Source organism: Streptomyces sp. NPDC048521 (assembly GCF_043199855.1).
Classification (GTDB): Bacteria; Actinomycetota; Actinomycetes; order Streptomycetales; family Streptomycetaceae; genus Streptomyces.
In genome coordinates, this window is sequence record NZ_JBICWR010000005.1 from 458,827 (window position 1) to 477,554 (window position 18,728).

15 protein-coding genes, 1 tRNA gene and 1 pseudogene are annotated in these 18,728 nt (G+C 70.8%); 12 read left to right on the plus strand and 5 right to left on the minus strand.

Translation table 11 applies throughout. The features are described 5' to 3' along the window. Positions 1–211: 211 nt before the first annotated feature. The 3 genes from ACGFRF_RS15720 to ACGFRF_RS15730 form a co-directional block, all read right to left on the minus strand. Positions 212–1,201 carry a DUF5926 family protein gene (locus ACGFRF_RS15720; protein ID WP_393740075.1) on the minus strand — a complete coding sequence of 330 codons (990 nt, stop codon included), beginning with the start codon at positions 1,199–1,201 and terminating at the stop codon, positions 212–214. Positions 1,202–1,364: 163 nt separating this feature from the next. After that, entirely contained in the window at positions 1,365–2,003 is a 639-nt protein-coding gene (locus ACGFRF_RS15725; protein WP_393740077.1) for an ATP-binding protein, read from the minus strand. 73 nt (positions 2,004–2,076) lie between these two features. Next, positions 2,077–2,904 (minus strand): glycerophosphodiester phosphodiesterase, encoded by an 828-nt coding sequence (locus ACGFRF_RS15730; protein WP_393740078.1) that lies wholly within the window; start codon positions 2,902–2,904, stop codon positions 2,077–2,079. Positions 2,905–3,134: 230 nt separating this feature from the next. Between ACGFRF_RS15730 and ACGFRF_RS15735 the strand changes: the two genes are divergently transcribed. The 8 genes and pseudogenes from ACGFRF_RS15735 to ACGFRF_RS15770 form a co-directional block, all read left to right on the plus strand. Continuing rightward, entirely contained in the window at positions 3,135–4,637 is a 1,503-nt protein-coding gene (locus ACGFRF_RS15735; RefSeq protein ID WP_393740080.1) for a trypsin-like peptidase domain-containing protein, read from the plus strand. A gap of 316 nt (positions 4,638–4,953) precedes the next feature. Further along, complete coding sequence (locus ACGFRF_RS15740) at positions 4,954–5,586, plus strand: LysE family transporter (RefSeq protein ID WP_393740082.1); 633 nt, start codon at positions 4,954–4,956, stop codon at positions 5,584–5,586. Between the two features lie 990 nt (positions 5,587–6,576). Then, positions 6,577–7,935 carry an ice-binding family protein gene (locus ACGFRF_RS15745; RefSeq protein WP_393740084.1) on the plus strand — a complete coding sequence of 453 codons (1,359 nt, stop codon included), beginning with the start codon at positions 6,577–6,579 and terminating at the stop codon, positions 7,933–7,935. A 397-nt stretch (positions 7,936–8,332) separates the two neighbouring features. After that, on the plus strand, positions 8,333–8,881 hold the full coding sequence (locus ACGFRF_RS15750; protein WP_393740086.1) for a DUF5819 family protein: 549 nt from the start codon (positions 8,333–8,335) through the stop codon (positions 8,879–8,881). Positions 8,882–8,960: 79 nt separating this feature from the next. After that, positions 8,961–10,019 carry an HTTM domain-containing protein gene (locus ACGFRF_RS15755; RefSeq protein WP_393740161.1) on the plus strand — a complete coding sequence of 353 codons (1,059 nt, stop codon included), beginning with the start codon at positions 8,961–8,963 and terminating at the stop codon, positions 10,017–10,019. 413 nt (positions 10,020–10,432) lie between these two features. Next, positions 10,433–10,517: transfer RNA gene (locus ACGFRF_RS15760), tRNA-Ser, on the plus strand. Positions 10,518–11,190: 673 nt separating this feature from the next. Then, complete coding sequence (locus ACGFRF_RS15765; protein ID WP_393740088.1) at positions 11,191–11,940, plus strand: hypothetical protein; 750 nt, start codon at positions 11,191–11,193, stop codon at positions 11,938–11,940. Continuing rightward, positions 11,940–12,324 (plus strand): annotated as a pseudogene (locus ACGFRF_RS15770) (hypothetical protein); the annotation flags it as partial. The gene ACGFRF_RS15765 and the pseudogene ACGFRF_RS15770, both read left to right, overlap by 1 nt. On the opposite strand, the gene ACGFRF_RS15775 reads toward ACGFRF_RS15770, so the two are convergent. Further along, complete coding sequence (locus ACGFRF_RS15775; protein WP_393740090.1) at positions 12,292–13,164, minus strand: bifunctional DNA primase/polymerase; 873 nt, start codon at positions 13,162–13,164, stop codon at positions 12,292–12,294. The pseudogene ACGFRF_RS15770 and the gene ACGFRF_RS15775 overlap by 33 nt on opposite strands. 370 nt (positions 13,165–13,534) lie before the next feature. Here ACGFRF_RS15775 and ACGFRF_RS15780 point away from each other — a divergent pair, with 370 nt between their 5' ends. From ACGFRF_RS15780 to ACGFRF_RS15790, 3 genes are all read left to right on the plus strand, one after another. Further along, on the plus strand, positions 13,535–13,846 hold the full coding sequence (locus ACGFRF_RS15780) for a hypothetical protein (protein WP_393740092.1): 312 nt from the start codon (positions 13,535–13,537) through the stop codon (positions 13,844–13,846). Between the two features lie 492 nt (positions 13,847–14,338). Next, positions 14,339–14,932, plus strand: coding sequence for a SigE family RNA polymerase sigma factor (locus ACGFRF_RS15785; RefSeq protein WP_393740094.1), 594 nt, complete (start codon positions 14,339–14,341; stop codon positions 14,930–14,932). A gap of 99 nt (positions 14,933–15,031) precedes the next feature. Then, positions 15,032–16,687 carry a long-chain fatty acid--CoA ligase gene (locus ACGFRF_RS15790; protein WP_393740095.1) on the plus strand — a complete coding sequence of 552 codons (1,656 nt, stop codon included), beginning with the start codon at positions 15,032–15,034 and terminating at the stop codon, positions 16,685–16,687. 67 nt (positions 16,688–16,754) lie between these two features. On the opposite strand, the gene ACGFRF_RS15795 is transcribed toward ACGFRF_RS15790, so the two are convergent. Next, positions 16,755–17,969 carry an MFS transporter gene (locus ACGFRF_RS15795; protein ID WP_393740097.1) on the minus strand — a complete coding sequence of 405 codons (1,215 nt, stop codon included), beginning with the start codon at positions 17,967–17,969 and terminating at the stop codon, positions 16,755–16,757. Between the two features lie 133 nt (positions 17,970–18,102). On the opposite strand from ACGFRF_RS15795, the gene ACGFRF_RS15800 reads away from it, so the two are divergent. Next, complete coding sequence (locus ACGFRF_RS15800; RefSeq protein WP_393740099.1) at positions 18,103–18,684, plus strand: TetR family transcriptional regulator; 582 nt, start codon at positions 18,103–18,105, stop codon at positions 18,682–18,684. Positions 18,685–18,728 lie beyond the last annotated feature (44 nt).

Genomic DNA, 18,728 nt, shown 5'->3' on the forward strand with positions numbered 1-18,728 from the left:
ACATGGAAAGACCCGGTTGCTGGCGACGGGGGATGCACCAGCAACCGGGATACAGGAACGGTAACAAGAGATCGGCGGTTCGCAAATTCGGTCCGGGTCATTCGGCCACCGATCTCCCTGCCACGACGGTGAGTTGTGACAGGCGTCACCTGTTGCGCGGACCGTCGTCACGGCTGACCGACCGGTCAGCCGTGAGCGCGCGCGGGGGGCCTCAGCTGAGCGTGACCTGCCGGTTGGTCAGTCCGCCGCGCGCCCGGCGCTCGTCCGCCGTGAGCGGCTCCTGGACGGCGAGAGCGGCGGCGAGGCGCTCGGCGAACTCGGCGGCCGGCTTCTCCACGTCCTCCGCCGAGACCCCGCTCGGCAGGTCCCAGACCGGCACGATGAGGCCGTGAGCACGGAAGGAGCCCACGAGCCGGGTGCCCTCCCCGAGGCTGGAGCGGCCCGCCGCGTGCAGCCGCGCGAGAGCGTCCAGAAGCCGCTCCTCCGGGTGGGGCATCACCCAGCGCAGGTGGTTCTTCTCCGGGGTCCGGCACCAGTACGCGGCGTCCACTCCGGCCAGCTTCACCGTAGGGATGGCGGCGGCGTTGGCCCGCTCCAGGGAGGCGGTCACCTCCGGGGTGGCGTTCTCCGCGTCCGGTACCCAGAACTCGAAGCCGCTGTGCACGACCGGCTCGAACGGGGCCTCGGCATCGAGCAGGTCCTGCAGCCGCGGACCGCCGGTGGGGGCACGGCGGCCCTGCACCGGGGTGCCGGGCTCCGCCTCCAGCGCCCGCAGGAGGGTGTCGGCGAGGTCGCGGCTGATGTCGCCGGACGCCGTGTCGTTCTGCAGGCCGATCAGCACCGAGCCGTCGTCGCGGCGCAGCGCGGGCCAGGCCATCGGCAGCACCGTGGCGAGGGTGACCGACGGGACGCCCTCGGGCAGGCCGTCCTTGAGGGTCAGCTCGGCCGTCGCGGCTGGGACCAGCTCACGCAGGGCCACCCAGTCGCACTCGCCCGGCAGTCCCTCGAACGGACGCTGCACCAGCTCGGTCACGGCGTGCGCCGCCGCCCGGCCGTGGCACGCCTTGTAGCGCCGGCCGCTGCCGCAGGGGCAGGGCTCGCGGGCGCCGACAACCGGAACCTGTCCATCAGCGCCTGCGGCGCGGGCCCCGTCGCTGAGCTGCGGCCGCTTGGCCTTCGTCTGGGGTCGCTTCTTGGCCATCGTGGGTGTCTCCCGGTTACGGCTCTTCTCGTACGGCGGGAGCCTAGCCGTTCAGGCCATCACCGACGGGAACCTGTGGACAACGCACGCGCGCTCGACGCCACTGGTGTGAACCTGTGGACCATCCGCGCGTCCCGGTGCGGCGGGATTCGGCCCGGACCGTTCAGTCCAGGTCCTCGAAGGCGTCCGCGAAGTCCAGGCCGGCCATGTGCGGAAGCGACGGGGTGGTGACGCGCGTAGCGAAAGCGTCAGGTCGGCACCCGGCGTCGGGATCGTGGACGTCCTCGTGGACCACCACCCAGACCGTCACCTCGCCCCGGACGTCGTCCCGGACACCCCAGTCGTCGGCGAGGGCCGTGATGATGTTCAGTCCCCGCCCGCCGTGCGCGGTCACCGACGGGGTGGCGGGCGCCGGGCGGGTGGGGCCGCCACCGTCCGTCACCTCCACGATGAGCCGGCCCCGCGTGTCGACCCGCCACGCGGCGCGGACGGCACCGTCCCCGGCCGGCGCGTCGCCCAGGGGCCGGCCGTGTTTGCAGGCATTGCTCAGCAGTTCCGAAAGGACCAGTACGGCATCGTCGATGACCGACTCCGATACGCCACCGCTCCGCAGCTGCGCGCGCATCCGGTGCCGCGCCTCCCCCACGCCCGCAGGGCCATGGGGCACGGCCATGCTCGACGACGTGGGCACCTCCTGTGCCACCACCAACGCCACCCCCGAGACCTCCTTCGCCCCACGCCACGGTGTGGATGCCCCATCGGCCTGAACCGGAAACCGGCCAATCACCTTCCGCTGACGCATTCGAAACGACCCTGTACGGAGCGAACGCGCCGGAGCACTCCCTGTGACGGTCACGGTGCTTGCGACGCCCGCGTCAGCGGCCGAGCTGGTCCAGTACCGCGCGCGGGCGGTTGGTGATGATGGCGTCGATGCCGAGGTCCAGGCACAGCTGCACGTCCTCGGGCTCGTTCACCGTCCACACATGGACCTGGTGACCGGCTCGTTTCAGCCGCTCCACGTACGTGGGGTGGCTGCGCACGATACGGATCGAGGGGCCCGCGATCCGCACGCCCGCGGGCAGCCGCCCGTCGCGCAGCCGTGGGGAGACGAACTGCATCAGATAGACCGTCGGCAGCGTCGGCGCGGACGCACGCACGCGGTGCAGCGAACGTGCCGAGAAACTCATGATCCGGACCGGGGAGTCGGCGGCGGAGGCCGGTGCGTCCAGGCCGAACCGCTTCAGCAGCGCCAGCAGCCGCTCCTCGACCTGGCCCGCCCAGCGCGTGGGGTGCTTGGTCTCGATGGCCAGCTCCACCCGCCGCCCGGCGTCCGCGACCAGCTCCAGCAGCCGCTCCAGGGTGAGCACGGAGGTGTCCTCGGGGTCCTCCGGCCGGTTCTCCCAGTCGGGCTCCTCGTCCCGCCCGCGCCAGGCCTCGCGCGTCTTCCAGGAGCCGAAGTCGAGGGCGGCGAGATCGGCCAGCTCCAGCGCGGAGACGGCGCCGCGGCCGTTGGAGGTACGGTTCACCCGCCGGTCGTGGACGCAGACCAGATGTCCGTCCGCGGTCAGCCGTACATCGCACTCGAGAGCGTCCGCGCCGTCCTCGATGGCCTTCCGGTAGGCGGCGAGGGTGTGCTCGGGCGCTTCCTCGGAGGCGCCCCGGTGGGCGACGACCTGGATGGAGTGCTGTCGTGCGTGGGTCACCGCGTCATGGTGCCACCGCCGCCGGGTATGCGTGGCGGCACGGACGCGGCCGTGCGACGAACGGGGATATGCATCATGCTCGTTTATGCAACTTTTGCCTAAAAGATCCCATATAAAGGGGAGCCTCGGACCCACAGCCACGGCTTATGGTGCTCTGACGGCTCGTGGGAAAAGCTGACTGCAGAGCAAGCGCGACCGACGACAACAGGCGTGGATCGAGGAGAAGAGCTGTGAGCACCGAGAACGAGGGCAACGCGGTACCCCCGGCCCCGTCCGCACCTCCCGTGCCGGTGGCCACTCCCGCGGCTCCCCCGCAAGGCCCCTCGCCCGAGGGGAACGCGCCGACGGCTCCGCTCCCGCCGGTGCCCCAGGACGCCCCCGCCGCGGCCGCCACGGCCGAGCAGGGCCCGGCGCCCGCCGGACAGGCCCCGGCACACCAGGGGAGCCCGGCCGGCCCGGCCCCGGACGGCTCCTGGGCGCCCCCGCCGCCCTCCACCCCGTCCTACGGGGACGCCGGTGCCGGTGGTTTCGACGGCGCTGGTGCCGGTGGCTTCGGCGGCGCGGGCGGCGCCGGCTGGGGAGCGTCGTACCAGCAGCCCGCCCCCAAGCCCCGCAGCGGGCGCGGCGGGCTGGTCGCCGCGGTCCTGGTGGCCGCACTGGTCGCGGGCGGCCTGGGCGGAGGCCTCGGCTACACCCTGGCCAAGAACAACGACAGCAACGGCTCCACCACCGTCTCGGCCTCCGACAACAGCGCCGCGCAGGTCAAGCGCGCCCCCGGCACCATCGCCAACGTCGCGACCAAGGCGCTGCCCAGCACGGTCACCATCGAGGCGGAGAGCAGCAACGGCGACGGCGGCACCGGCACCGGGTTCGTCTTCGACACCCAGGGCCACATCGTCACCAACAACCACGTGGTGGCCGACGCGGTGGACGGCGGCAAGCTGACGGCCACCTTCCCGAACGGCAAGAAGTACAACGCCGAGGTCGTCGGCCACGCCCAGGGCTACGACGTCGCCGTCATCAAGCTCAAGAACGCCCCCTCGGACCTCAAGCCCCTCGCCCTCGGTGACTCCGACAAGGTGGCCGTCGGCGACGAGACCATCGCCATCGGCGCGCCCTTCGGCCTGTCCAACACGGTGACGACCGGCATCATCAGCGCCAAGGACCGCCCCGTGGCCTCCAGCGACGGCAGCTCCAGCAGCAAACCGTCCTACATGAGCGCCCTGCAGACCGACGCATCGATCAACCCGGGCAACTCCGGCGGCCCGCTGCTGAACGCCTCCGGCGCGGTCATCGGCATCAACTCGGCGATCCAGTCCTCCAGCAGCGGCGGCTTCGGCTCCGGCCAGTCCGGCTCGATCGGCCTCGGCTTCGCCATCCCGATCAACCAGGCCAAGTACGTCGCCCAGCAGCTGATCAAGACGGGCAAGCCCGTGTACGCCAAGATCGGTGCATCCGTCTCCACGGAGGACTCCACCGACGGGGCGAAGATCACCGACCAGGGTGCGGACGGCTCCGCGGCGGTCGAGTCGGGCGGACCGGCGGACAAGGCCGGCCTCAAGCCCGGGGACGTGATCACCAAGCTGGACGACCACGTGATCGACAGCGGCCCGACCCTGATCGGCGAGATCTGGACCCACGAGCCGGGCGACAAGGTCACGATCACCTACAAGCGCGGCGGCCAGGAGCACACGGCGGAGCTGACGCTGGGCACCCGCGAGGGCGACAGCTGACCCCACCGACCGACCCGCACAACGTGGGGGCGCCCCTCGCCGAGGGGCGCCCCCACGCGTGCTCGGGGAGACGGGGCTTCGGGAGCCTGCGGCTGTCCGGGGCGCCGGGATGTGCTCGGGGCGTTTGCGGCCGCCGCCGGCCTTCCGGCCGAGTCCCTCGGACCCCTTCCGAAAACGGGTTGTCCGGGCCGCCGCACTGCCGTCAGGATCTGCCCATGACCACGATCGCCGCCTTCCTGCCGCCGACCGCCGCCGTCCGATCGGTGCGCGTCCAGCAGCAGACCGGCCGACCGCGGAGGCCGACGCCCGTCCACGCATGAGCGCGGCCCTGGTCGCGGGGCTCCTCGCCGGCTATGGCATCGCCGTGCCCGTGGGAGCGGTCGCGACGTATCTGGTGGCCCTGACCGCTCGGACCTCCTTGAAGACCGGCGCCTTCGCCGCACTCGGTGTCGCGACCGCGGACGGCCTCTATGCGCTGATCGCCGTGATCGGAGGCTCGGCGCTGGCCCGCGCCATCGAGCCGGTCATGCACCCCCTGCGAGGGGCCGCCGCCGTGGTCCTCATCGCACTGGCGGTCCATGGCGCGGTCACGGCGATCATCCGCCACCGCCGACCACAGACGGCAACCGGGACCGAAGAAGCTCCCGTCGGCCCGGCGCGGGCCTATGTCGGGCTGTGGGGAATCACGATGATGAACCCCGTCACCGTGATCTACTTCGCGGCTCTCGTGCTCGGCAACCAGGCCACGGGGGAACCGGAGCCCATGGAACAGGCCGTGTTCGTGCTGGCCGCCTTCGCGGCGTCCGCCAGCTGGCAACTGCTTCTGGCCGGCGGTGGCGCACTGCTCGGCAGGCTCCTGACCGGCAGCCGCGGGCGGCTCGTCACCGCCCTGGCCTCCAGCACCGTGATCACCGCGCTCGCCGTCCGCATGCTCTTCGCACCGCACTGACTCAGCTGATCCACCGGCAAGTCCGACGCGGCAGCACCAGCCTCCACCGAATCGATCCCCTACTCACCTCCGTGAGGGGCACCCCTTCTGTGGCACCAGTCCGACGCCGGCGCGGAGCGGGCACCGCTGACATAGGCGTGCGCCGTATCAGAATCCCAACACGTGGCGGGGGTAGGGGACACGCGGGCCGCCGCCCATGCGTGAACCGGCGGCCCGTGCAGCCCACCCCTGTGGCCGACCACCGGAGGAACGGCAGGGGCGCGTACAGCGTACGGCTTCCTCCCGTCCCGATATCCGAGGTGACCGGAGTCAGGATCGCCCGGGCACATCGCTGCTTACGCGTTTGTTCCACCTGCGTAGGCCTTTAACACTCCAGTCACTCGTAGGGACGATCAGCCACTTAAGGCCGCATGCCGATGAGGTGGAACGAGCCGAATGCGACGGAGTCCGGCTCACCTTCGGCATCGGTGAAGCGAGTACTGCTTTCTCCAACTGCGAACGCTATCCGAGTGGGTGAGAACCGAGGCAACGTCTCTGGCGGCACTGGAGTCGGTCTTCCGCGGGTCCGGTGTAAGCGAACTAATCTGCAATTGGATTAGTGTGATTTATTCGGCTCGGCTGTGCTCGTGTGCTGCGTAGTCCTGAACTCTTGGATCGGTCACACCGTCGAATTTCCCGACCTGGCGGCGTGATCGCGGCATGGGTCTACCAGACTCATGTTGCCTGGAGGATCGCCGGCTGCCTCTCCTGGAGAAGCAGTCCTCTTTGGTGATGCAGTCCTCGCCCGTCAGGGTGGACAGTTGACGCCATTCGGCCCACCAGGCATTTCTGTGCATTTGCGATCGCTCGCGAGTTTGGCGAAACCACTCGGATGCATCGTAACCAGACCTACGTTCCTGAGTAATATGCCAGCGGTAGACACGTGGCGATTCTGTGCGCTTAGGAAACGCCGAACAACGTCACCATCCCCTCACAGGAGTTGACCCCTCGATGACGCTGAATATCCCTGTCGCGCCGCTACGGCGCACGTTGTCGGTCTGGATCGCGGCGGCACTTGCTGTGGTGATCGCCGCTGTCGTAGTCGCTGTGACGCCGACGCAGGCAAGTGCCGTCGCCACACCCGTGCCGCTGGGCACGGCGGACAGCTTTGCGGTACTGGCCGGTTCGGCCGTCACCAACACCGGTCCCTCGGTGGTCACCGGGGATCTCGGAGTGAGTCCGGGGACGTCCATCACCGGATTCCCTCCCGGCCTGGTGAACGGGGCGCAGCACTCTGCGGACGCCGTGGCCGACCAGGCCCAGACCGACCTGGTCACGGCGTACAACGACGCTGCCGGACAGGCCACCGACGGTGCCCTTCCTGCGGACGCTGGTGGCCTGACGCTGGTTCCGGGCGTCTACACCGCTTCCTCCACTCTCGGGCTCACCGGCACTCTCACCCTGGACGCCCAGGAGGATCCCAACGCGGTCTGGGTGTTCCAGGTCGGTTCGAGTCTGACAACGGCGTCTGCCAGCCGGGTGCTCCTCATCAACGGTGCCTCGCCGTGCAATGTGTTCTGGAAGGTCGGCAGTTCAGCCACCCTCGGCACCAACTCCACCTTTGTCGGCAACATCCTGGCCCTGACGTCGATCTCTGCTACGACGGGCGCGACGATCGACGGGCGGGCGCTGGCCCGTAACGGGGCCGTGACGCTGGACACCAACACGATCACCCGGCCACAGTGCGCGGGCGGGACCACGGGCACCACGACGGCCGGGACCACGGGCACCACGACCGCTGGGACGACGGGCACCACGACCACCGCTGGGACGACGGGCACCACGACGGCCGGCACGACGGGCACCACGACGGCCGGGACCACGGGTGCGACGACCGCCGGGACCACGGGCACCACGACGGCCGGCACGACCGGTGCGACGACGGCCGGGACCACGGGTGCGACGACCGCTGGCACCACGGGCACCACGACGGCCGGCACGACCGGCGCGACGACGGCCGGGACCACGGGTGCGACGACGGCCGGGACCACGGGTGCGACGACCGCTGGCACCACGGGCGCGACGACCGCTGGCACCACGGGCGCGACGACCGCTGGCACCACGGGTGCGACGACGGCCGGCACCACGGGTGCGACGACGGCCGGCACCACGGGTGCGACGACGGCCGGCACCACGGGTGCGACGACCGCCGGGACCACGGGTGCGACGACCGCCGGGACCACCGGTGCGACGACCGCCGGGACCACCGGTGGAAACGGCCATGGGTGCAAGCCGGGCAAGCCCGGTAAGCCCGGCGACTACGGAGACCAGGGCGGCACGGACTATGGCTACGGCTGTGATCCTGCCTAGCGCGACGGTCAGCGCGGCCCGAAGCGATTCCCGCGCGTCCTGGGGATCTGCGACGGCGTAGCTGGATCACGTGCGTGCGGTCTCCGGCGGCGTGTGAGCTCGGGGGCCACCGCCCACGTGCGTGAGTAGGACGGACGGCGTACGGCGCGAATCGTCACCGATTCCGCCGCACGCCGCCGGCGAACCTCAGGAGAAACAAGTGAGAGAAGTCGGGCGGGACCGGCCGGACGGGGCCGTGCATGGTGGCGTCGCGTCACCGGACGCCGACGAGTCGGACCGGGCCGTTGCCGGGCGAGCCGCACAGAACGCCGTCGACACACCGTCGAAGCCGCCCATCGCCGTCAGGGCTGGGGTACGAGTCGCCGTGGTCCTGTGTCTGGCGATGAGCTTGGTGCACGTGCTCCTGGTGTTCCTGGAGGTGGCACCGCCGAATCCAGTCTCCCGGCAATACAGCCGGCAGGTCGACGCCTGGGTCTTCCCGCTGTTCGAGCAGAACTGGCGACTCTTCGCCCCGGACCCGGAGTCGGTCAACCGGAGGATCTCGGCGCGGACCATGCACACCGCTGCGGATGGCGCCTTGCGGGTCAGCGGCTGGTTCGACCTGAGCGCCGTCGATACAGCCGCGGTGAGACACGACCCCTTCCCGAGCCATACCGCGCAGAACATGCTGCGCCGGGCCTGGACTTCCTACCTCGAGACGCACGGAGGCGACGACCGGCCGCACTCCCAGCGCGCTGTGATGATTCAGGAATACCTGTGCAACATCGCGGCGGAGCGCGTCGCCGCCCGGCATCACGGCGCGTTCGAGTCCATCCAGCTGCGGGTGATCAGCCTGCCCATCGGCGCGCCCGCGGCGGTTGGCCCCGGTCCCCGCGCGGCAGCGCCTAAGCCCGCCGACACCCGTTACCTGCCCTGGTGGAAGGTGGCCCCCCATGCAGCAGGCTGAGCAGACACCGATCGCGGCAACCACGGCCTCCTACCCCGGACACGGCACCGAGCGGGCGGGCGCACGCGCGTCGCAGCACATGCCCGCCCGCATCCTCACGCTCCTCACCCTCCTGCTGGAACAGCCGATCTCCCTGTATGCGGCGGCGGTTCTGCGTATCGGGTACGGGTTCCTGTACCTCGCCTTCCTACTGCGCGAATTTCCCCACCGCGACGAGATCTGGGGTCCCGGCTCGCCATGGACGCCGACACTGGCCAGGCAACTCTTCGACCAGACCGGATGGGCCAGCATCCTCACCCTGTCCGACAGCCGCGCCTACTTCGAGGTCTGCTACGCGGTAGCCCTCGTCACCTCCGCACTGTTCATGCTGGGCTGGCGGACCAGAGCGGTGTCCGTGCTCTTCGCGGTCGTAGTCACGTCGTTCCACGCCAGGGCGATCTTCATGACGGACGGAGGGGACAACCTCATCCTCCTCATGGCCCTCTACCTCGTCGTCACCGCATGCGGCCGACGCTGGTCCCTCGACGCGCGTAGGGCCCGGCTCCGGGCACCCGCCGACAGGACTCACCGGCTTCCGCTGGCCCAGCCGTCCGGCGAGCTGCGACGCCACCTCCGTGACGCCCGCGTGACGGTGGTCACCGTGCTGCACAACTGTGGCATGCTCGTCATCGCCGCCCAGGTGTGCTTCCTCTACGGATCCGCGGGCCTGTACAAGGTGCAGGGCGCCACCTGGGGCAACGGAACCGCCCTCCACTACGCCCTGAACCTCGACGTGTTCCGGCCCTGGCCCGAGCTCTCCACCGTGGCGGACCGACACGACGTACTGATCGCCATCGTCTGCTATCTGACGGTGCTGGTGCAGGTGGCCTTCCCGTTCGTCCTGTTCGGCAGGCTCAAGTACCCCGTACTGGCGATGCTGCTGGGCATGCACCTGGGTATCGCACTCTTCCTGGGCCTGCCGCTCTTCTCCGGCGCGATGATCTTCGCGGACGCCGTGTTCCTCCCGGACCGCTTCTACCGGTATCTCGGACACCTGTTGCGGGGCACCACCTGGCGGACACACGTCCGGGAGGGGGGAACTCCGTGCCGCGAAGAGCCGGCACTCGTGCCGCCGCAGCACACACCGCCGAGCCAGTGAGAGGCCCCGTTCTGCGAGGGTGACGGTCAGGCGGGTCGCGAGTTTGTCCAACGTACCGGAGCGAGCGCTTTCGATCTGTTGGTTCGCGCGCTGCTGATTGCGGTGGACGGCCTTGGCGTAGAAGCGGAACAGGGCTGCGACTTGATGCGTTGGTCGTGGGCGATGTGGTGGCGGACCTGGGCGGCGATGAATTCCTCGCCGGGGCGGTAGCCGCTGGCGAGGTAGGTCCAGGAGGAGGTGGTGACGAGGGTGGTCTCGTCGGCGGTGGGGAGGCCGGCGCGGGCATGAGCGACTTCGGCTTGGGCGAGGCGCAGGGTGAACCGAGCCAGTGGACCCTGCGTGGACCACGCCTCCACGATCAGCTCCGATCCCGGTACGCTGTACCCGCTCCACCCCAGGTGGGACGGGGCAGAGGTGGGTTGCCCGAGCGGCCTAAGGGAACGGTCTTGAAAACCGTCGTGGCGCGAGTCACCGTGGGTTCGAATCCCACACCCACCGCAGTGGTTGAAGGCCCCTGACCAGCATCATCGGTAGGGGGCCTTCGTTGTCCCCGCTGTCCGTCGGTGACCGCGGTTCCCCGTGAGGTCCCGGTCTGTCGGGCACGGATGGGGCACGAGCTTCAGTCGCCCTGGAATTAGAGACAGCTGCCTGAGTGCCGGCGCACTGCTCCAGCGATGTGGCAAGGTCGTCCAACGCAGCGAGCTGCGTCGATCACGGGCTCCCTGGGGCCTGGAAAGACCCCAGCCCTACGACGGTCTACCGACCGCTGGGGGCCGCTCTCGTCCGGTCTTGTTCGCCGCTGTTGGTGTCAGCCGCTGGTGTCAGGCCACGACGGGCTTGATCCGATCTCCCGTAGGACAGCGGACTGCAGATGCTGTGAAGCACCGGGTAGTCGTGCGGTCGGAATGCCGCTTGTCGTGTCGCCCTGCATCGGTCCAGCAGCCGTCCATTAGGCTCGCGTCGCCCACGAACGTCCCGATATTCACGGAAGGCGACTGAGATCGACCGAGAGCGCCTGGTCAGAACGCTGACGCTTTGGCTGCGGCCCGCGTTTGCACTGCGGGTCATCAACCGGTTTCAGAAGATATCGGGTTTCGACCGCTCGATGGCCCTGGCGTCCAGCGCCTTGACGGCATTGGTCCCGCTATCCATCCTCCTTGGCACTGTCTTCGTGCACTACGACGCCGCTGAGCGGATCATCAAACGCTACGACCTCACTGGAGCAGGCGCCACGGCAGTCCGCTCGCTATTCACTTCTACCGAAGGGCCCAGCGCGAGCTTCGGCATTTTCGGCGTCGTGTTTCTGATGATCTCGGTGCTGAGTTTCGCGCGCGCCGCCCAGCGGCTCTTCGAACAGGCATGGGACCTCAAACCCCTCAGCGTGCGCAACACGCGCAACGGCTCGTGGTGGATCCTCACATTCGGCGGCTATGCCGTGGTCATTACGTTGCTCTCCGCGCTCCTTGGCGGGTACGCGCTGGGTCTGGTCGCCTTGGTGTGTGAAGTACCGGTGACTGCAGCGTTCCTGGTCTGGAGCGGCTGGATCCTGTCGGCGAAGCGGATCAGATGGCCGGACCTGTTTCCCTTCGGCGTCACCGGCGCCGCTCTGACGGCGGCCTATTCAGTGGGCGCAACCATCTACATGCCGCATCTCTTCAACTCCTCCGCGACACGCTACGGGGTGGTCGGTGCAGTCTTCGCGATGATTTCCGCCCTCTTCGCAGTCATGCTCGTCCTGGTTGCATCGGCGGCACTGGGACGAGAGGTACGAGACGAACTCAGCCGGATCCGTGAAGGCCGCCGCCCTTCCGACCGTGAGGTCCGCCAGCAGTGGGACAACGTGGTCGAGCAGGCTCGGTCACGGTGGCGCAGGGCACGGAAAGAGATCTCCCATCATCAGATCAAGGGGTCGAACCAGTGATGGGTGCCTCGCTCGGCGCCAACATCGCTACCGCGGGCCTCCTCGACCTTGGCAACGTCCCGGCCTGGCTGCGCATCCTCGTGGCCGGCCGGCCGGCCCGCCCCGGCCTTCCTCGGCGGCACCCTGCTCGTCCACTCACCCACCACCCCGCCCCCGGCCCCAGCCGAGCCGGAAACCGAAGAACCGGCCATGCCGGAAGTCGCCGTCCACCGCGCCGGCGAACCCGCCCCCACACCGCAGGTGAACGGCCCCCGACCGGGCGAACCGGTCCGGGGCCGTCGCTGTTGCCGCACGCAGGCCGGCATTCGGCCTGGTGTTTTCGCCCGGCGGGCGTCTCCCGGGGCTCACCCCTCACGGCCGGTGCCCCGTCATCCGGGCCGCTGAGGCGATCGTCGCGCGGGCCTCGCGTTCGGTCAGGCCGGTGTTGAGGGCCGCTTCGGTCAGCGGGTCGGCCAGGGCGGGGCCGATGCCGTTCTCGTAGGCGCGGCAGGCGGCCCAGAACAGGCGGGTGTTGCGCTGGCCCTCGTGGGCGGCGAGGACGAAGTGGACCAGTCCGCGGCCGTGGTCGCCGGGGGCGGGCGGGGCCGGATGGCTGCTGCGGGGCGGGGGCAGGAGCAGGCGCAGCAGGGTCGACGGGCAGGCGGCGGGGGGCAGGTGCGCGGTGCCGGGGGCGGTGGCGTAGACGCCGTGGTCGGTGCGGGAGCCGGGGCCCACGAGGTAGCCGCCGGCGCCCCGGATGTCGATTCCGGGGGCGAGGCGGCCGGCCGAGTTCGGGACGACGACGTCCGGTGGGCCGGTCAGCCACAGGTGCCGGCCGCCGCTGGGGGTCCGGATGACGACCGTCTCCGGGATCGTGAACAGGTGGCGGAGGGCCAGCTCGCGCAGGGCGACCGAGGAGTCCGTGCCGGACTTGGTGTCCAGGTCGACGCCGATCAGGTGGTACGGGGGCAGCCCGCAGGCGATGCCGTAGCCGGTGGCCCAGGGTGCGGCGGCGAACAGCTCGCGGATGCGGACGGGGTCGGTGGAGGCGTCGTACACGCCGTGGCCGAGGCGGCCGCACTCGCCGTGGCAGCGCGGTCCTGCCGGATCGGGGTCGGTGCGGTGGGGGGAGCGCAGGGCCGGGAGTTTCGTCCGGGACAGGGGGATGACGGCCAGGCCGCGTTCGGCGGCTGACAGGGCGTGTGCGAGGGCCAGCGTCGTGGCCTGCCGGTCGATGGTGGCCATGCTTCTATGTTCGTACGTACGTTCGAAAAAGGGAAGGGGAGGTGGCCGCGACGCGCCGGGGGGCGGGGAGATCGGCCGGAAAGGTGCCGGAACGATTCGCCCCCGGTGCGGCTTGGGGAGTGCGGGCCCGCGGTGGCCTGTGTCGGGACGGCTGGAGGCGAAAGGTGACGAAAGGGGTTTATCGACTTGTCATCACGCTTGCGTGCGAATCACGCCTTACGGGGTGGTTCGCCGGGGTTTCGGTGGGCAACTCTGGAGGCGTGACGTCGTCCACGACAGTCGAGGCGGTCGGCCAACTGCCTTGGCACAAGCCGTAGTTCACGTACTCCCGGCCCTAGGGTCGCTGAGTGCTCGGTTCTGGAGGAACAACATGGCAAGCATCCGTACCGTCCGCGTTCTCACCGCCGTCGCCGCGCTCCCACTCGCAGCCGCTCTCTTCACCGGCGTCGCGGCCGCGGACAACGGGGCCTTCGCGGACGACGGATCGAACGCGGGAGTGGCGTCCGTCATCGGCAGTGGAGTCGGCCACGACAACAACGGCAACTCGTCCACCACGCAGCAGAACGCGGTCGGCTCCGGCGCCTCGAACCAGAGCAACACCGCGCAGGTGAACGGATCCGCGTTCACGGCCATCCGGCAGGGCAACGAGAACGTCGCCGTCCACTTCACCCGCCTGTGGTGAGCCGGGGGCGCGGTTCCTTCTGAGGAGGGTCCTCGCGAGGTGTGCTTCAGGGTCGCAACACGTCCGCGCGGCGGTACTCCGGTACCGCCGCGCAGGCGTTCGCGGGTCGCGCGGGCCCCGGTGCGACCGCAGCGGGCGCGCCCTGCGGCCGACCTCGGCACCTCCGGACGGCTGGGGGGGGCAACCTGCACGGGACGGACTGGCGGAGGCGGTACGCCCGTTGCGCGGCACGGCGGTGAACCAGGTACCGGGGCGGCCCGGACCCTGGTGACGGCCGGGACCGGCGTGCCGGCATCGGGCCCGGCGCGGTGGCGGACGGCTGGGCCCGCGGCCCGACCCGCACACGGAATCAGGGTCGGACCCCCAGACGGGGCGGATCCGCCGTCCACCTTCAGGAGGTGGGGCCCGCCCCACCCCTACAACCTGAGGGGGACGCCGCTTCGGGACCTGCGGCCGATCCGCCGGGCCGGAGCCCGCTTCTAGCGTGGAGCCATGACCACACCCGTCTGCACCAGCGCCTCCACCGCCGCCGCACCGGCGGGACAGACCCTCGCCCACGCCAGGCGTCGGACGAGCGGGGGGACCCCGACGTACCCGTCGTTCACGTCGTACGTGCGGGCCCGCCAGCCGGTACTGCTGCGCACCGCGCGCTCGCTGACCGCGAACCCCAGCGATGCCGAGGATCTGCTGCAGACCGCGCTCGCCAAGACCTATGTGGCGTGGGAGCGGATCGAGGACCAGCGGGCGCTCGACGGCTATGTGCGCCGGGCGCTGCTCAACACACGGACCTCGCAGTGGCGCAAGCGCAGGGTGGACGAGTTCGCCTGCGACGAGCTGCCCGAGCTGGAGCCCGTGCCCGGCGACGACGACCCGGCCGAGCGGCAGGCGCTGCACGACGCCATGTGGCGGGCGGTCGTGAAGCTGCCGGCGCGGCAGCGGGCGATGGTCGTGCTGCGGTACTACGAGGACCTCAGCGAGGCCCAGACCGCCGAGGTGCTCGGGGTGTCCGTGGGCACGGTGAAGTCGGCGGTGTCCCGGGCGCTCGGCAAGCTGCGCGAGGACCCCGAGCTGGTGCTGGCGCGCTAGAGCACAATTTCTCTCCCCCTAGTGACATACCGCGCGGTATGTGCGCAGAATCAGCGCAACCTCTACCGCCGCGTAGGCAATGTCGCCCGGGAGGACGCCGTGCTGAGCACCATGCAGGACGTACCGCTGACCGTCACCCGCATTCTCCTGCACGGGGTGCAGGTGCACGGACGGTCACAGATCACCACCTGGACCGGGGAGGCCGAGCCGCAGCGGCGCAGCTTCGCCGAGGCCGGGACGCGCGCGGTACAGCTGGCGAACGCCCTGCGCGACGAACTCGGGGTCCGAGGCGACGACCGGGTGGCCACGCTGATGTGGAACAACGCCGAGCACGTCGAGGCGTACTTCGCGATCCCGTCCATGGGCGCGGTGCTGCACACGCTCAACCTGCGGCTGCCCGCGGAACAGCTGGTGTGGATCGTCAACCACGCGGCCGACAAGGTGATCATCGTCAACGGATCGCTGATCCCGTTGCTCGCGCCGCTGCTGCCGAAGCTCCCGACGGTCGAGCACGTCGTCGTCTCCGGGCCCGGCGACCGCTCCCCGCTGCACGGCACGCACGCCCGGCTCCACGAGTACGAGGAGCTGATCGCCGGCCGGCCCACCACCTACGACTGGCCGGAGCTGGACGAACGCCGGGCCGCCGCCATGTGCTACACCTCCGGCACCACCGGAGACCCCAAGGGCGTGGTGTACAGCCACCGTTCGATCTACCTGCACTCCATGCAGGTCAACATGACCCAGTCGATGGGCCTGACCGACCAGGACACCTCACTGGTCGTGGTGCCCCAGTTCCACGTCAACGCCTGGGGCCTGCCGCACGCCACCTTCATGACCGGCGTCAACATGCTGATGCCGGACCGTTTCCTGCAGCCCGCGCCGCTCGCCGAGATGATCGAGCGGGAGAAGCCGACCCACGCGGCCGCCGTGCCGACCATCTGGCAGGGTCTGCTCGCCGAGCTGCACGGCCGGCCGCGTGACGTCTCCTCCCTCACCCAGGTCACCATCGGCGGCTCGGCCTGTCCGCCCTCCCTGATGGAGGCCTTCGACCAGCTCGGCATGCGGGTCTGCCACGCCTGGGGCATGACCGAGACCTCCCCGCTGGGCACGGTGGCCCGCCCGCCGGCCCACGCGGTCGGCACCGAGGAGGAGTTCGCCTACCGCCTGACCCAGGGCCGCTTCCCGGCCGGTGTCGAGGGCCGCCTCACCGGCCCCGGCGGCGAACGCCTGCCCTGGGACGGCGAGTCGGCGGGCGAACTGGAGGTGCGCGGCCCGTGGATCGCGGGCGCCTACTACAACGGGCCCGACGCCGAACCGCTGCGCCCCGCCGACAAGTTCAGCGAGGACGGCTGGCTGAAGACGGGCGATGTCGGCACCATCTCCCCCGACGGCTTCCTCACTCTCACCGACCGCGCCAAGGACGTCATCAAGTCCGGTGGCGAGTGGATCTCCTCGGTCGAGCTGGAGAACGCGCTGATGTCCCACCCGGACGTGACCGAGGCCGCGGTGGTCGCCGTACCCGACGAGAAGTGGGGCGAGCGCCCGCTGGCCACGGTCGTCCTCAAGGAGGGTGCCACCGCCGACTTCGAGACCCTGCGCGCCTTCCTCGCCGAGGAGGGCCGTATCGCCAAGTGGCAGCTGCCCGAGCGCTGGACGGTGATCGGGTCGGTGCCGAAGACCAGCGTGGGGAAGTTCGACAAGAAGGTGCTGCGCAGGCAGTACGCGGACGGCCAGTTGGACGTCACCCGGTTCTGACCGGGGCGTCCGCCGAGGGGACCGTACGCCCCACGGGCACCGTACGGTCCCGGGCCGGTGGCCGTACTCACCGCCGTCCGGTACGGGCGGCGGCGGTCCCCCATCCCAGCACCAGCCACACCCCCGCCACCGCGCACACGCCCGTCCAGCCCCCGTGGCCGAAGGCCGGGCCCGCGGCGGCCGAGGCGAGGGCACCGCCGGCGAAGCCGGAGACGACGTAGGCGGTGTTGGCGGTGGCCGGGGTGGAGGTCGTGGTCAGGGCGAGGGTCTGGTTGGCCACATGCGAGGCGACCAGGGCGGCGTGGATCGCGACGGCCGCGGCGAACAGGGCCACCAGCCTGTGCCCGCCGAGCCAGAACAGCGGCACGGCCACGGCCGCCAGCAGATAGGCGGTGCGCACGACCCGCGCGGCACCGAACCGGTCGACCAGCCCGCCGGCCAGCGGCGCCACCGCGCTGGAGGTCAGGCCGAAGAGGCCGAAGAGGCCGGCGGTCGCGGTCGTCAGTCCGTAGGAGGGGCCGGTCAGCAGGAGCGCCAGGGAGGTCCACAGCGCGCTCCAGGCGCCGAACATCCCGGCCTGCCGCAGGCACGCCCGCCGCAGGTCGGGCGAGCGGCGCAGCAGTCCCGGCAGCTCGGCGACGCCCGCGAACAGACCGCCCTCCCTGGAGCGCCGCTCCGGCGGCAGGGCCAGTGCGGTGGCCAGGCCCAGCGTGAGGGTCAGCACGGCGGACCCGGCGAACACCCAGCGCCAGCCGAAGGCCTGTCCGGCGAGACCGCCGACGACGCGGGCGGCCACGATGCCGGTGAACAGGCCGGCGATGACGGCCGCGACATGCCGGGCCCGCCGGTCGGCGGGTGCGCGCGCGGCGACCAGCGGGACGAGCAGCTGCGGTACGACGGTCGCGGCGGCGGCGGCGAACACGGCGGCGGCGAGGGCGGTGGTGCCGGGGGCGGCCGCGGCGACGAGCAGCGCCACCGTGGTGGCCACGGAGAGGCCGGCGACGAGCGGGCGCCGGTTGACGCGGTCGCCGAGCGGCGCGAAGAAGAGCAGTCCGGCCGCGTAGCCGAACTGGGCGACCGAGGCGATCCAGGTCACGGCCGCCGGGACCGTGCCGAAGTCGTGGGCGATGAGGGGGAGCAGCGGGGCCGCGAGGTAGATGTTGGCGGCCGTGACGGCGGTGCAGACGGCGATGAGGAGGAGGAAGAGGGAGCCGGAGGCGGGCCGCTCGCGGGCGGGGATCCGCACTTCGGGGGCCTGTTCGGTGCTGATGGCTGACGGCATGCGGGGGAGCTGCTCCTTGGACCGACTCTCACAACTAACTGGTTGGTTGGGACTCTCAACAGCCTGCCCCGCCCCCGCATTCCGAGTCAACCAGATAGTTGGTCGGTCGTCGGCCGCCCCCTACCCTGTCCCCATGGCAGCAGTGAGGGACCCCGAGGCCACCAAGGCCCGCATCTTCGAGGCGGCGGTCGCCGAGTTCGCCCGGCACGGCATCGCGGGTGCCCGCATCGACCGCATCGCCGCCGCGGCCAAGGCCAACAAGCAGTTGATCTACGCCTACTTCGGCAACAAGGCCGAGCTGTTCACGAAGGTCCTCGGCACGTCCATGGTCGACCTGGCGGCGTCCGTCCCCGTCGACCCCGACGACATCGAGGGCTGGATCGACCGCCTCCTCGACTACCACGCCACCCATCCCGAACTGCTGCGCCTGCTGTTCTGGGAGGGCATCGAGTACGGCACCGCCGAACTGCCCGACGAGACGGAGCGCCAGGAGCACTACGCCCGCAAGGTCGCCGCCATCGCCGACGGCCAGGCCCGGGGCGTGATCACCGACGCGATCCCGGCCGGCGACCTGCTGTTCCTGCTGGTCGCGCTCTCCAACTGGACCGCCGTCGTCCCCCAGATGCGGCGCATCCTCGCGGGCACGGACGTCCCCGACCGCGACCGTCTGCGGGCCTCCATCAAGGAAGCGGCCCGCAGACTCGTCGCCCGCTGAGGCGGACCCGTGTCGCCCGGATCAGGCCACTCCTCACCGGCCGG